At 34.7% G+C, this 15,048-nt stretch carries 10 protein-coding genes; 6 read left to right on the plus strand and 4 right to left on the minus strand.

What is annotated here, in order from left to right:
* Positions 1 to 34: 34 nt before the first annotated feature.
* The 4 genes from ES675_RS01560 to ES675_RS01575 all read left to right on the plus strand — a co-directional run bounded on the left by ES675_RS01560 (position 35) and on the right by ES675_RS01575 (position 7,926).
* On the plus strand, positions 35 to 424 hold the full coding sequence (locus ES675_RS01560) for a hypothetical protein (RefSeq protein ID WP_066253798.1): 390 nt from the start codon (positions 35 to 37) through the stop codon (positions 422 to 424).
* Positions 425 to 495: 71 nt separating this feature from the next.
* Positions 496 to 4,800, plus strand: coding sequence for a CusA/CzcA family heavy metal efflux RND transporter (locus ES675_RS01565; RefSeq protein ID WP_066253792.1), 4,305 nt, complete (start codon positions 496 to 498; stop codon positions 4,798 to 4,800).
* An 11-nt stretch (positions 4,801 to 4,811) separates the two neighbouring features.
* Positions 4,812 to 5,957, plus strand: a complete 1,146-nt coding sequence (locus ES675_RS01570; protein ID WP_066253851.1) for an efflux RND transporter periplasmic adaptor subunit — start codon at positions 4,812 to 4,814, stop codon at positions 5,955 to 5,957.
* A 10-nt stretch (positions 5,958 to 5,967) separates the two neighbouring features.
* On the plus strand, positions 5,968 to 7,926 hold the full coding sequence (locus tag ES675_RS01575; protein WP_066253789.1) for a heavy metal translocating P-type ATPase: 1,959 nt from the start codon (positions 5,968 to 5,970) through the stop codon (positions 7,924 to 7,926).
* Positions 7,927 to 7,933: 7 nt separating this feature from the next.
* On the opposite strand, the gene ES675_RS01580 is transcribed toward ES675_RS01575, so the two are convergent.
* From ES675_RS01580 to ES675_RS01590, 3 genes are all read right to left on the minus strand, one after another.
* Positions 7,934 to 8,995 (minus strand): hypothetical protein, encoded by a 1,062-nt coding sequence (locus ES675_RS01580; RefSeq protein WP_066253787.1) that lies wholly within the window; start codon positions 8,993 to 8,995, stop codon positions 7,934 to 7,936.
* Positions 8,996 to 9,197: 202 nt separating this feature from the next.
* A complete protein-coding gene (locus tag ES675_RS01585; RefSeq protein WP_066253782.1) occupies positions 9,198 to 10,739 on the minus strand; it encodes a glycine--tRNA ligase in 1,542 nt (513 codons plus the stop codon).
* A gap of 63 nt (positions 10,740 to 10,802) precedes the next feature.
* Positions 10,803 to 11,687, minus strand: coding sequence for a hypothetical protein (locus tag ES675_RS01590; RefSeq protein WP_066253778.1), 885 nt, complete (start codon positions 11,685 to 11,687; stop codon positions 10,803 to 10,805).
* Positions 11,688 to 11,842: 155 nt separating this feature from the next.
* On the opposite strand from ES675_RS01590, the gene ES675_RS01595 reads away from it, so the two are divergent.
* Both ES675_RS01595 and ES675_RS01600 read left to right on the plus strand, forming a co-directional pair.
* Positions 11,843 to 12,520 carry a ComF family protein gene (locus tag ES675_RS01595; RefSeq protein WP_066253772.1) on the plus strand — a complete coding sequence of 226 codons (678 nt, stop codon included), beginning with the start codon at positions 11,843 to 11,845 and terminating at the stop codon, positions 12,518 to 12,520.
* 56 nt (positions 12,521 to 12,576) lie between these two features.
* On the plus strand, positions 12,577 to 14,187 hold the full coding sequence (locus ES675_RS01600) for an Ig-like domain-containing protein (RefSeq protein WP_066253768.1): 1,611 nt from the start codon (positions 12,577 to 12,579) through the stop codon (positions 14,185 to 14,187).
* Here ES675_RS01600 and ES675_RS01605 read toward each other — a convergent pair.
* Positions 14,174 to 14,953, minus strand: coding sequence for an amidohydrolase (locus ES675_RS01605; protein WP_066253765.1), 780 nt, complete (start codon positions 14,951 to 14,953; stop codon positions 14,174 to 14,176). The genes ES675_RS01600 and ES675_RS01605 overlap by 14 nt on opposite strands.
* Positions 14,954 to 15,048 lie beyond the last annotated feature (95 nt).

Here is a 15,048-nt window from a genome sequence, read left to right on the forward strand (position 1 = left end):
CAATAGCTCATAAAAATTCGTACTTTTGTTTAGAATGCAAAAACTTGTTGCCATATCATTTTCATTTTTAGTTCTTTTTCAGAGCTTTAATATTTCTTTTGAAGATTTCTCGCGTTTTAGCGTCTTGCTAAATCATGCGGAATACCATCAAGAGCAGTATGGTGATTCATTTTTTGAATTTCTAGCAGAACATTATGGTGATGCCACATTTCATCCAGCAAGTTCACATAAAGAACATGAGGATTTACCATTCAAGGAACATCATCAAGCTTGTGTACATAGCGGTATAGTTTTTACTTTAAATGCTCAAGAGTATCTTATTTCTCACGAGCCATTTGTGGAAATCCCAATTAATTCACATTACCAAGAATCAATTTCCTTATTTGAAAAACAAGCCGTTTTTCAACCACCCAAATTAGCATAATTCCGTTTTATCTTTTTTTAATCACTAGCGTTCCAGTTTTTGGATAGCTAGCAACTTTATTTAAATGAATTATGTTAGAAAATATCATAAAATTCAGCTTAAAAAATAAGCTGATAATCCTATTGGGAGCTGCCGCAATCATTGGTTTTGGTGTGGTTTCGTTAACCCAAATATCAATTGGAGCGGTTCCAGACATTACCAATAACCAAGTGCAGGTTATTACCACATCCAGAAATTTATCAACCCAAGATGTGGAACAATTTATTACCTATCCTGTAGAGCTTGAAATGGCCAATTTACCAGGCGTTCAAGAAATTCGTTCCGTTTCAAAATTCGGACTTTCAGTGGTTACCATTGTATTCGATGACGATTTAGGCACCTATTTACCGCGTCAACTGATTGCTGAAAAAATCAAATCAGCTTCAGAAAAAATCCCAGAAGGTTTTGGCTCACCGGAAATGGGTCCTATAACCACAGGTTTAGGTGAGATTTATCAATATATTTTAGATGTTAGACCTGAATTTAAAGACCAATACACCATTACCGATTTACGAAGTATTCAGGATTGGGTGGTTAAGCGTCAATTATCAGGAATTCCGGGCGTTGTAGAAGTCAATACTTGGGGTGGATTTTTAAAGCAATATGAAGTTGCTATTAATCCACAGAAATTAACCGCCATGAATATTTCTATTTCATCTATTTATGAAGCTCTAGAAAAGAATAATAGTGTTGCTGGAGGTGGTTATATTGAAAAAACTAATAAAGCCTATTTCATTCGTGGCGAAGGCTTAGTGACTTCCTTAAAAGACATTGAAAACATTGTCGTAAAAAATGATGGCACACCAGTTTACATTAAAGATGTAGCCAATGTTGGTTTTGGTCATGCTACCCGATTTGGTGCTATCACAGGAAATGGGGAAGGTGAAAAAGTACTTGGCCAAATAATGATGCTGAAAGGCGGAAATTCTAAAAAAATTATTGATGCCGTAAAAGAACGTGTAGCCAGTATTCAAAAAACACTTCCTGAAGGTGTTTATATTAATGGTTTTCTGGAACGTAGTGAACTCATAGATAAAACGACATTTACAGTAGCCGAAAACTTAATTTTGGGTTCACTAATTGTCATTTTTGTGGTGGTTTTGCTTCTGGGAAATTGGCGCTCAGGATTAGTAGTGGCTTCGGTTATTCCGCTGAGTTTACTCTTTGCCATTTCACTCATGAATATTTTTGGCGTGGATGCCAATTTAATGAGTTTAGGCGCTATTGATTTCGGTATCATCATTGATGGAGCCGTCATTATCGTGGAGTTTATTGCCTTTCAAATAACAGCTCAAAGTGCCAAGTTGAAAACTGTAACCAGAGAAGCGATTGATAGTATTACTTTAAAAAGTGCGTCAAAAATGATGAATTCGGCTATTTTTGGACAGCTCATTATTCTTATCGTTTTTATTCCAATTCTATCATTAAGTGGTATTGAAGGCAAAATGTTTAAGCCGATGGCCATGACGTTCAGTTTCGCTTTAATAGGCGCTATGATTTTATGTTTAACCTATGTACCCGTCGTTTCCTCGCTCTTTTTAAAACCAACCAATCCATCACCAAAAAACATTTCAGTTAGACTTATGAACAGCCTGACGCGTTGGTATGAGCCAGTTATAAACTGGGCTTTACACAACAAGCGTTTAGTTCTTGGTTTTGCTGTTGCACTTTTAATAGTAAGTGTTGGTGTTTTCAATAAAATGGGAGGCGAATTTGTTCCCACTTTAGACGAAGGTGATTTTGTTATTCAACCGGTTTTAAAAACGGGAACATCTTTGGGTAAAACCATAGAGATAACCACTAAAATTGAAAGCGTCCTACTCGAAAATTTTCCTGAAGTAGATCAAGTTGTAAGTCGCATTGGTGCTGCCGAAGTTCCAACGGATCCTATGTCCATGGAGCAAAGTGATGTTATTATTAAACTAAATCCGAAAAAGACTTGGGTTTCTGCTTCTAGTAAGGATGGACTAGCGCAAAAATTTAAAGAAGCATTAGCCATTATTCCCAATATGGAAATTGAATTTACACAACCTATAGAAATGCGTTTTAATGAGTTAATCACTGGTGTGCGTGCTGATGTGGCTATTAAAATTTTTGGAGACGATTTATCCATATTGGCATCCAAAGCCGAAGCCATAAAAACAGCCATTAGCGATGTGGAAGGTGCTTCGGATATTATTGTAGAAAAAGTTGAAGGTTTGCCACAAATGAGCGTGAATTATAACCGTTTTAAAATAGCGCGTTATGGCCTCAATATTGCCGATTTAAATCAAATTGTTTCCATGGGATTTGCTGGTGATGTAGTAGGACAAGTTTTTGAAGGTGAAAAACGTTTTGATTTGGCCATTCGTCTCGATGAAAAAAGCCGACAGAACTTAAGCGATTTACAGAATTTGTATGTGGATATACCTTCTGGCGGAAAAATTCCTTTAAGCGAATTAGCCGATATTTCCTATACAACTGGACCTGCACAAATTTCCAGAGATGATACCAAACGACGCATTGTAATTGGTGTAAATGTAAGAAATAGAGATTTACAATCCGTTGTAAATGATATTCAAGCGCGTATTGCTTCAGACATTCAGTTACCAGTAGGATATAGTATAACGTATGGTGGCCAGTTTGAAAACCTACAAAGTGCTAAAGACCGATTATTGGTTGCCGTTCCTGTAGCGCTTGTCCTTATATTTATACTGCTCTATTTCGCTTTTAATTCTGTAAAAGATGCCTTGATGGTCTATTCCGCAATTCCGTTGGCAGCCGTTGGTGGTGTTCTGCTATTATGGTTGCGCGATTTACCGTTTAGTATTTCCGCTGGTGTTGGTTTTATAGCATTATTTGGTATTGCTGTATTAAATGGTATTGTACTTATTGAACATTTTAAAGAATTAAAATCTCAAGGTGTTACAGATATTGAAACACGTATAAAACGTGGAACAACGGAACGTTTACGTCCCGTTTTGCTTACCGCGTCAGCAGCAGCCCTGGGTTTTTTACCGATGGCTATTTCTACCAATGCAGGAGCCGAAGTACAACGTCCCTTGGCCACAGTTGTTATTGGCGGTTTAGTAACAGCAACCATTCTAACACTAGTAGTTCTCCCGGTGTTATACGCTTGGATTGAAGAAAATAAAACATTAAAAATGAAGAAAAATCATATAACAACGCTAATCATTCTGTTGATTTCTTGGTCCGGTTTCTCACAACAAAAACCGTTGAACATTCAAGAAACTTATGAATTAGCTCTGAAAACCAATGCACAAATTAAAGCATCAGGCCTGCAAGCAGAAGAAGTAGATGCGCGTATTTCAAGTGCCTTCGACTTTGATAAAACGGCTATTTATTATAGCTATGACCAAAGTAATTTAGGCGCAAATAATGAGCCGTTGAATGTGTTTGGAGTATCGCAAGACTTTTTGTTTCCTACTCGGTATTTTGCCGAAAAACGCTTTAATCAAGCTGCTTATAGCTTAAAAATTTCTGAAAATAACATCCAACGTTTGCAACTTAAACGTGATGTGTATGCTAGTTTCTACGCATTAAGTTACGCTAAAAATAAAGCGAAAACCTATGAATATTTAGATAGCTTGTACACCAAATTTGCTCAAAATGCGAAAAGGCGTTTTGAATTAGGTGAAACTAATTATTTGGAAATGCTAACTGCTGAATCCAAAGAAAAACAAATGGAAACACGACATCTTCAAGCTCAGCAAGAAGTTTTAGTACAAATGGAACAACTAAAAAAAGTGGTTCAGATGGATACTTTACATATCGTTAGTGAACCATTAGAAAAATTGACATTAACCACATTGTCAGTTTCTGAAGATAATCCTGGATTGCTCTACTTTGAAGAATCTAAAAATTACTTTCAGGCTTTAAAAAGTAAAGAAAAACAGGCTTTGCTGCCCGATATTTCGGCTGAATATTTCGTCGGCTCCAATAGTGGTTTAAATTCCAACATTCAAGGGTATCAAATAGGATTAAAAATTCCATTATTTTTCTCTGGAAATGCCGCTCGCATCAAGGCATCTAAAATTGCTGAAGATGTGGTAAATATGAAGGAAGTCGATTATAAAATTAAACTTCAAGGTGAGTACCAACGACTTTTAGCGCAATTGGAACAGCATCAAGCTGCTATTACATATTATGAAACCCAAGGCAACAATCTGCAGGAAGAAATTATAAAAACGGCCAACAGAACATTTAAAGAAGGTGAAATCGATTTCTTTCAGTACATCCAAAGTATTGAAACCGCTAAAGATATGGAGCTGGAATACTTAAACAATTTAAACAGTTACAATCAAACTATAATCACGTTAAATCATTTAACTTTATAATATTAATGAACATGAAATACATATATATACTACTTTTTTCCGCACTATTTATAGCTTGCGGCAATAGCGAGAATGAGCCCACAGACATTATAGAATCCGTTTCTCATGAGGACGAAATTAAGCTTTCAGAAGAACAATTCAAGAGCGAAGCCATGGTATTGGGTGCGTTATCTCAACGCACATTTGATGAAACCGTTACTATAAATGGAGCTATTGATGTACCACCTCATAATAAATCACGAGTCACCACCTATATGGCTGGCTATATTACTAAAACACCTTTATTGGTTGGTGATCAGGTTAAAAAAGGACAACTTTTAGTGACACTTGAAAACACGGAATACATTGAATTACAACAGCAGTTTTTAGAAATCGCTGAACAGTTAAACTATTTAAAAAATGAATATACGCGTCAGAAAACACTATTTGATGAAAATATTACTTCGGAAAAAAACTATTTAAAAGCTGAAAGTATGTATAAAAGCAATTTAGCTTTTTACAATGGACTAGAAAAAAAGTTGCAGATGTTGAACATCAATCCGAAATCCGTTTTAGCTGGCAATATGTCGTCCACTATCAATATTTACGCACCAATTAATGGCCATGTTACCAAAGTAAACGTCAGCAATGGTGCCTTTGTTTCGGCAAGCGATGAAATTATGGAAATTGTAGATATAGACCACATTCATTTAGAACTTTCGGTTTTTGAAAAGGATATTATGAAAATAAAGAAAGGTCAGAAAATTACTTTTACCATCCCAGAAGCTTCTGAAAAAACCTACAATGCGGATGTCCACTTGGTTGGCACTACTATAGATAATGCAACCAGACGTGTTCAAGTTCACGGACATATTGATGATGTGGAAGAAAACTTTATAATTGGTATGTTTGTGGAAGCGCAAATTCATATTAATGAAGTAAACGCTTTGGCCTTGCCTCAAGAAGCGGTTATTCAATTGGATAACAATTATTATGTGCTGGTTTTAGAAGAAAAAACAGCTAGCGGTTATGTTTTTGAAAAAACAAAAGTAAAAATAGGCAAGCAAACCGAAGATTATATGGAGATTTTAAATCCTGAAACCCTGTTAGAAAAACAAATAATAACGCACGGAACCTCCATGCTTCTCAATGAAAGCGAAGGTGGACACGGTCATTAATTAAAACACTATGGCAGATAATCACAATCAGGCGCAAGCTATTTTTGGTAAAAACACCGAATTATACTTTTCATTTTTGTCAGGATTATTTCTGGCAATTGGATTTAGCTTGGATACGTGGACCAATTTAGAACCGTATATACATCTTATTTGTTATATAATTTCTTATGGTTTTGGTGGCTACTTCATTACTCAAGAAGCTATCCGAAAAATTGGTAAAGGTCTTTTTGAAATTGATTCCCTAATGATTGTGGCAGCAATTGGTGCTGCTTATATTGGGAGTTGGGCAGAAGGTTCGCTTTTATTATTCCTATTTAGTTTAGGACATGCTCTCGAGCATTACGCCATGAACAAAGCCGAAAAATCTATAAAGGCTTTAGGTAACTTATCAGCGAAAACCGCTTTGTTGAAGAATGGGAATTCATTAAAAGAAATTCCCATTGAAGATTTAGAAATAGGTAATATTATTGTGGTGCAACCGCATACTAAAATTGCAGCAGATGGTGTTATCATTAAAGGCATCAGCAGCATAAATCAAGCACCAATTACTGGCGAAAGCATGCCAGTTGATAAAAGCCAGTTTCCTAAAGACCAAGAAATACCCAAATTTTCTGATATTGATAAAAGTCACATCGTTTTTTCTGGAACCATAAATGGCGATAGCGCATTAGAAGTTCGGGTGCTAAAACTAACAAAGGATTCTACTGTTTCTCGACTCATTAGTTTGGTAAATGATGTAGAAACGCAGAAATCACCAACCCAAAGACGCACAAAAAAATTCGAAAAAATATATGTGCCAATCGTCATTCTTTTAGTGACTGTTTTATGTTTTGCATTTCTAGTAATTGATGAACCTTTTGAAACCAGTTTATACCGTGCCATTACGGTATTGGTAGCTGCCAGTCCTTGTGCTTTGGCCATTTCAACACCAAGTGCTGTTTTAAGTGGTATTGCACGAGCTGCTCAACGAGGTGTTCTAATTAAAGGCGGTAGAGCATTGGAGGACTTAGGAAGTGTTACAACCATTGCTTTTGATAAAACGGGGACATTAACCGAAGGTAAGCCGAGTTTAAAACACGTGGTTGCTTTTAATGATTTTGACAAAAAAGAATTGCTGCAATTACTTTATGAAGTGGAACGCTTGAGTAATCACCCATTAGCAAAAGCCATTGCAAAAGCTATAAAAGAACAAGAGCAATTGGAAGCTGCTAATTTAGCTTCTAACATTAGTGCTATTCAAGGGAAAGGTATTGAAGCCCTTTATAAAAACGAACCTGTTTACATTGGTAATACACGATTAATGACCGATCAGAAATTCACCATTCCTGAAGCGGTTGAAACGCAATTTAATCAACAGTTGGAAGCTGGGGAAACCGTGATGCTTGTTGGTTATCAAAATCAGATCATTGGTTTAGTAAGTGTTATGGATGTTCCAAGAAAAACCGCTGCAAACACGTTACTACGACTTAAAAAAATTGGCATTAAAAATATGATTATGCTTACAGGCGATCATGAAAGTGTTGGAAAAGCCATTGCCAAACAAATTGGCTTGACTGAAAGTCGCGGTAATTTATTGCCTGAAGATAAGGTAGATGCCATGCGTTTATTAATAGAACGCGATGGGAAAGTTGCCATGGTTGGCGATGGTGTAAACGACGCTCCAGCTATGGCATTAAGTACAGTAAGTATTGCTATGGGAGCAGCCGGAAGTGATGTGGCATTAGAAACTGCTGATGTGGCTTTAATGTCCGACAAATTAGAAATGTTACCCTTTGCTATTGGATTAAGTCGCGCGTCCAAACGTATTATAAATCAAAATATTTTTATCAGTTTGGGTGTGGTTGCCATCCTGGTGCCAGTAACCATATTAGGGTTAACCAATATTGGACTTGCGGTATTATTTCATGAAGGCTCTACGGTTGTGGTTGTTATAAATGCCTTGCGATTGTTGGCTTATAAGGAGGATTAAATGTGTACTAATCTTTATAATATTTTATTTTACGTGTCCAAACATATAGGGGTTCATCGTTTACTATTTTGGTAATGGCAGTCCAGTTTCCTTTTTTGTCGAATTTGTATTTGTAGTTAATATTATAAACTTCATCTACAATTGATTTTACGATAAAGTTATCTGAATTATAAAAAATTTGAATCGATTTGTTGCGCAAAGAATCCATTGAGCGAAGCTGTCTTTGATAAACTATAAAACCACTTTTATTGTATTCAAATAACGTACGATTGTGTTTTGATGAGTCATTAGGATATGGATAAACGATTTCTTCAACTAACCTGTTTTCATTATCATATTTGAAAGCATATTTTGAATAGACACGATCTTCCGAGGTATTATAATTTAACTGATGTGTTTTATTCCCGTTTTTATCATAATCAAACTCTTTCAGTATAGAAATTGATTTAGTAGTATGAATTTCAGTATTATCCTCACTTATCCAATTAGGAGTATAATTTTTAATTATTCTAACAACGTTTCCATTTTGACCCAGCACATTTTCAATAGAATTTGGCTCACCATCTTCATCTATACTTATGGTCTTAATAACTATACCATTAACATTTCTAATATAATACCGATGCACAAATTCATTTGGTTCCCAACTATTGTAATAACTGGATGCAATTAATTTTCCTTTCTTATTATAATGCAACTTTCTAACACTGTATTCATCATCAAAATAGACTTCTTTCTCCTCAATTAGGTTTTTATTATTATCGTATTTAAAATAAAAGCGTCTTTCAGTGACACCAGATATATCAAACCACTCCTCATATATTTTTAAACCATCTGTGTTGAATTCTCTAGAGCAATTAATATGACTCTCATGCATATTTCTTAAAAAATTTGACAAGCTTTTACTTCTATAAATAGATGTGTTTCTGAAAATATTTCCATAATTCTCAATGGATTTTTTTAACATTTTTCTATTTAAAAACTCAACCTTTTCCCTAACAGATTTAGGATTCCCATAAATGGTATCCATATTTTGTTGCGAATAGCCAGAAACAAAAAATAAAGTCAAAATAATTATGTAAAAAAACTTCATAAAAGCAAATATCGGTTTGTTGTTCAAATATCTAAAATTTATAAAACTATTAAAAACAATAATGCGTGAACACCGCTTTTGGGCTAGCGAAAACAAAAACTCCCAAGCAAAATGCTTGGGATTTTTTAATATTCGTTATTTAAAATACTTTAGAGACACCTGTTTTTACAGGTGTTGGTTACATTTTCATTAACCACTCTTTCACATCCACTTCTTTTTTAATAATATCGCGTAAATCGGAAATCTTAACACGGCTTTGTTCCATAGTATCCCGATGACGAATGGTTACCGTTTGGTCTTCCAACGTGTCATGGTCTACCGTAATACAAAATGGTGTTCCGTTGGCATCTTGGCGTCTGTAACGTCTTCCTACGGCATCTTTTTCATCGTAATCCATATTGAAATCCCATTTCAAATCTTCAAAAATCTGACGTGCTATTTCTGGTAAACCATCTTTTTTAACCAACGGTAAAATAGCCGCTTTTACTGGTGCTAAAACGGCTGGTAATTTTAATACGGTTCTGGTGGTATTGTTTTCTAACTCTTCTTCTTCCAAAGCATTGGAGAAAACAGCTAGAAACATACGATCTAAACCAATTGATGTTTCTAAAACATACGGTGTATAACTCGCATTATCTTCATGGTCGAAATACTGTAATTTTTTACCTGAAAATTCTTCGTGTTGTTTTAAATCGAAATCCGTACGTGAGTGAATACCTTCCAGTTCTTTAAATCCGAATGGGAATTTAAATTCAATATCCGTAGCAGCATCTGCATAATGAGCTAATTTTTCATGATCGTGGAAACGATAATTCTCGGTTCCCATACCTAATGACAAATGCCATTTCATACGTGTTTCTTTCCAGTATTCAAACCATTCCATTTGCGTTCCTGGTTTGATAAAAAATTGCATTTCCATTTGTTCAAACTCACGCATTCTAAAAATAAATTGTCTCGCTACAATTTCATTTCTAAAAGCCTTTCCGGTTTGTGCAATTCCAAACGGAATTTTCATACGACCCGATTTTTGAACATTTAAAAAGTTGACAAAAATTCCTTGTGCTGTTTCTGGACGTAAGTATAAATCCATAGCATGTTCTGCGGAAGCACCTATTTTAGTTCCAAACATCAGATTAAATTGCTTGACTTCTGTCCAGTTTCTAGAACCCGTAAGCGGATCAGCAATTTCTAATTCTTCGATTAGAGCTTTTACATCCAATAAATCTTCAGCTTGTAACGATTTTCCCATTCTGGTTAAAATGGTTTGAATCTTTTCAAAATAACCAACTACTCTTGGATTGGTAGATATAAATTCTTCTTTATTAAAAGCATCACCAAAGCGTTTTTCAGCTTTTGCAACTTCCTTATCTATTTTAGCTTCTATTTTTGCGCAATAATCTTCAATTAAAACATCAGCACGATAGCGTTTTTTAGAATCTTTGTTATCTATTAACGGATCATTAAACGCATCTACGTGTCCAGAAGCTTTCCAAGTGGTTGGATGCATAAAAATGGAGGCGTCTATACCTACAATATTGTCATGCATTTGCACCATGGCTTTCCACCAGTATTCGCGAATGTTCTTTTTAAGTTCTGCGCCATTTTGTGCGTAATCGTATACTGCACTTAATCCGTCGTAGATTTCACTACTTTGGAATACGTAACCATACTCTTTTGCGTGAGAGATTACTTTCTTGAATTGATCGTCATTGTTTGCCATAGTGCAAAAATAGAAAACCGCTTCAACTAAATGAGCGGTTTTATGAAAAAAATAATGGGTTAATTAATTTAGTTTAATTTTTGAAGAACCAAGCACTTTATTATCATGAAAAACGGATATAAAATACTCACCTTTTTTTAATAACTTTTCTTGATTGATATTAATTTTGGCACAAACAGCAATGTCATCATTCATATAATTAATGGCTGTTCTTCCACTGTAAGCTAATAATTCTTGTCCAAATTCTACCATACCTCTACTAGAGACAATGGTATTATCTGGGCCTATAATTTGAACATACAACTCTTTATTTCCTTTGGATGAAAATTCGTTTTTTAATACCGTAAAGCAAACTTCCATGTTGTCTGTTTGACGTGCTTTGGTAGTTTCCACGTTATATTCTGATGGATTTGTAATTAGCGCTTTAACTTTAAGATTATCGAGCGTTAATGCTGAAATTCTATCAACGAAAGCAGTTAGTTCTAAATTTTGTTCTGTTAGTTCTGCTAAAGCTATCTGATTAGATTCCAATTTTAAGTTATTGGTTTCAGATGCTTCATTTAAAGCGTCATTTTTTTCTAAAATGCGTGCAATTTTATTGAATAGTATTCTACGCTCTTGAATAAGCGCAGCAATATCTTCTTTATACTTTGTAATTAAAGGATAATCTGTTTTTACCAAATCCAAAGAATCTAAAACTGTTTCCAATTTAGACTTTGAAAGCTGCAATTGTGCTGTTAACTCGTTATTATCAACACGTTCATAGTCATGAAGTTTCATCATACTAGATAATTCACTCTGAACAAGTTTAACTTCTTGTTCCATGAATTTCTCCTGACTTTTTAATGTGTTGTAACTCGTTAAACTATACGACCCTAATACAACAATGGCTATTACCAATGATCCAATAATTAATTTGTAGTTAAATAATTGAGGGTTAACTATCATCTTAATTAAATTATGGGAGCAAATCTAAAGTTAAAGATTGTAAATCAACTTTTTAATCGATAAACAGAAAATAAACTTGTTAAAGTTCTTGTTTAAATAACAAATTGTTATGCCTTGATAAAACATTGTAATATATTTAGAATTAAATAATTAGTTTGTTTCAATCGCTACTTGCTTTGTTCTTTCCTAAAGTTTGTTATAGTTGCAATGGTTTATTGCGCGATAATGAACAATATGCTTGTACAGCTTGCAGACACGATTTTCCGGTTACAAACTTTCATTTTAATCAGGATGAAACCGTTTTAAAAGTTTTCTATGGTCGTCTCCCTATTGAAGCGGCTACAGCCCTATTGCGTTTTGAAAAGAAAGGAATTACCCAAAACTTACTTCACAACTTAAAATATAAAGGTTTTGAAGAAATAGGCATATTTTTAGGTGGCTGGCTTGGTGGCGAACTTCAAGGCATTCCTGAATACCAAAATATTGATATGGTCATTCCCGTTCCATTGCATAAAAACAAACTTCGGAAACGTGGTTATAACCAAGTTGCTAAATTTGGACAAGAATTAGCTAAAAGCTTACAGGCGGAATACGTGGATGATGTTCTAGTAAAAGTAACCAACACCAGCTCTCAAGTCACTAAAAACAGATTAACGCGTTGGTTATATAATGTAGAGGTTTTTAAAGTTATAAATGCACATAAAATCCAAAATAAGCACATTCTATTAGTGGATGATATTATAACCACTGGCGCCACTATGGAAGCTTGTGGAAGCGTTTTATTAAAAAATGCGCAAGTTCGAATCAGCATTGCTACCATGGCAATAGCGTAAAGGATGTTTCGTTAATGATAAATATGTTGTTTATTTGCAAAAAAAGAAAAGTCGGTATGCGTCAAGCGTTTTCTCAAATAATAGTAGTTGTTTTAGTAGCTTTAGTAATTGCTAGTTGTGCCAATCGTGGTACTCCAAGTGGTGGAATAAAGGACATCATACCACCAAAAATTACCAAATCAGAACCTGAAAATTACACAACGAATTTCACTGGAAATGAAATAAAAATTTATTTCGACGAGTATATTAAAATCAATAATGTGTCTAAACAGCTAATTATTTCACCTCCAATGGATCCTGCTCCAGACATTATTCCACTTTCTAGTGCCAGTAAGTATATAAAAATTACCATTAAAGATACATTAGCTCCAAATACAACTTACGCGTTTAACTTTGGGAATAGTATAGTAGATAACAACGAAGAAAATCCATATCCATTTTACAAATATGTGTTTTCAACAGGAAGTTATATCGATTCGCTTTCTATAAAAGGAATTACTGTTGATGCGACGTTAAGAAAACCAGACGATTTTATTTCGGTAATGTTATACGAAGTAGATTCAACTTTTACAGATTCTATCATTTTTAAGAAAAACCCAAGATACGTTACCAATACACTTGATAGTACGACAACTTTTTCTTTGGAAAACTTAAAAGCTGGCAAATACAAACTGGTAGCCTTAAAAGATAAAAATCAAGACTACAAATTCCAGCCACAAACCGATAAAATAGCCTTTCACGAAGGGTTTATAGACGTTCCTGTAGATTCGACTACATCTTTTACCTTAAAATTATTTTCAGAGGATTTAGAGCCAAAAATTACAAGACCCCGTTTAGTTTCTGGCGAAAAAATTGTTTTCCCTTTTGAAGGCGATTATGAAAACATGCGAATCCAGACGACCGAAACAGTTCCTGATAATTTTGAATATCGCATAACCAAAGATGCTAAAGCAGACACCTTATACTATTGGTACAAACCACGATTGGAAGTGGATTCACTTCAATTTAATGTCGCCAATAAAAATTATGATCAAGATTTCATCGTGAAATTAAGCGAACAAAAACGGGACACCATGAGTATTCAGGTGGAGCCAAATGGTCTTTTAAATTTTAATGATGAGTTTAAAATATCGAATACCGTTCCGTTTACGCGATTTCAGAAAAATAGAGTAACCGTCTTAGATAAAGATTCTGTGGCAGTAGATTATAAAGTAAAATTAGATTCGCTAACAAATACCTACACCTTAAATTTCGATAAAAAGGAAAGTGAAACCTATAAAATTCAACTATTGCCAGAAGCATTAACCGACTTTTTTGATAATAAAAACGATACCTTAAACTATCAATTAACAACGAAAACGTATTCAGATTATGGGAATGTTCGCGTGATACTACAAAATGCTACCTATCCTATTATTGCGCAAATAACAGATGAAAAAGGTAACGTTATAGCTGAACAATACAGTGAAAAACCAGAGCCTATTGATTTTAGACATCTTAAAACGGGTATTTTTTATATGCGAGTCATTTATGACACCAATAAAAACAAAAAATACGATACAGGAAATTATCTGAAAAAGATACAACCAGAACGTGTTAGCTATTATAAAGACAAGCTAGATGTCCGATCTAATTTCGATAATATTTACGAGTTTACATTATTTTAAACTGATCCCGATCGTTTAAGAATTTCAATTTAGTTCTATACCTATTAATATGCGTTTTATCCAAAGTAATTAATTCAATATGATCCTTGTTTGGTCTGATGGGTGTGATATTATTCCCTAACACATCATACACTGCCGAATGGCCCGAATATTCATTTTGAGCATCATCTTCACCAACCCGATTCACACCAATACAGTAACACATGTTTTCAATAGCACGTGCTTTTAATAAAGCATCCCAAGCTGCAACGCGAGGTTTTGGCCAGTTAGCCACGTAAATTAACGCATCGTAATCCGTTGTATTTCTAGCCCAAACGGGAAAGCGTAAATCATAACAAATTTGCAAGCAAATTTTCCAATCTTTATAGTTGACAATAACTTTTTCTTGCCCAGCAGTAAACACCTTTTCCTCTCCAACCAAGGTAAAGGAATGGCGTTTATCATAGGTTTTAAGAGTCCCATCAGGAAATGCAAAAACCATACGATTATAAAAATTGTCGTTTTCTTCAATAATAAGACTTCCCGTTATGGCAGCTCCAGATTCCGCTGCATGCTTCTGCATCCATGTTACCGTTTTGCCATCCATAGTTTCTGCAACAGCTTGCGCGTTCATGGTGAATCCTGTTGTAAACATTTCAGGAAGCACAATTAAATCCACGGGTTGTTTAATGCCTTGGATTTTGGTTTTAAAGTGTTCTCTATTTGCTTTCGGGTCTTCCCAAACTAAATGTGTTTGGATAATGGCTAGGTTCAGTTCGTTACGCATGCATTATAATTTATTTAGTGCTTTATTAGCTTTTTTCATTTTATCAGACAACTTGTTTAATCTTTTTGTCCATTTTGCTTCATCGTTAGGCGATA

Source organism: Algorimicrobium algoritergicola (assembly GCF_008086165.1).
In the GTDB taxonomy this organism is placed as follows: Bacteria; Bacteroidota; Bacteroidia; order Flavobacteriales; family Flavobacteriaceae; genus Algorimicrobium; species Algorimicrobium algoritergicola.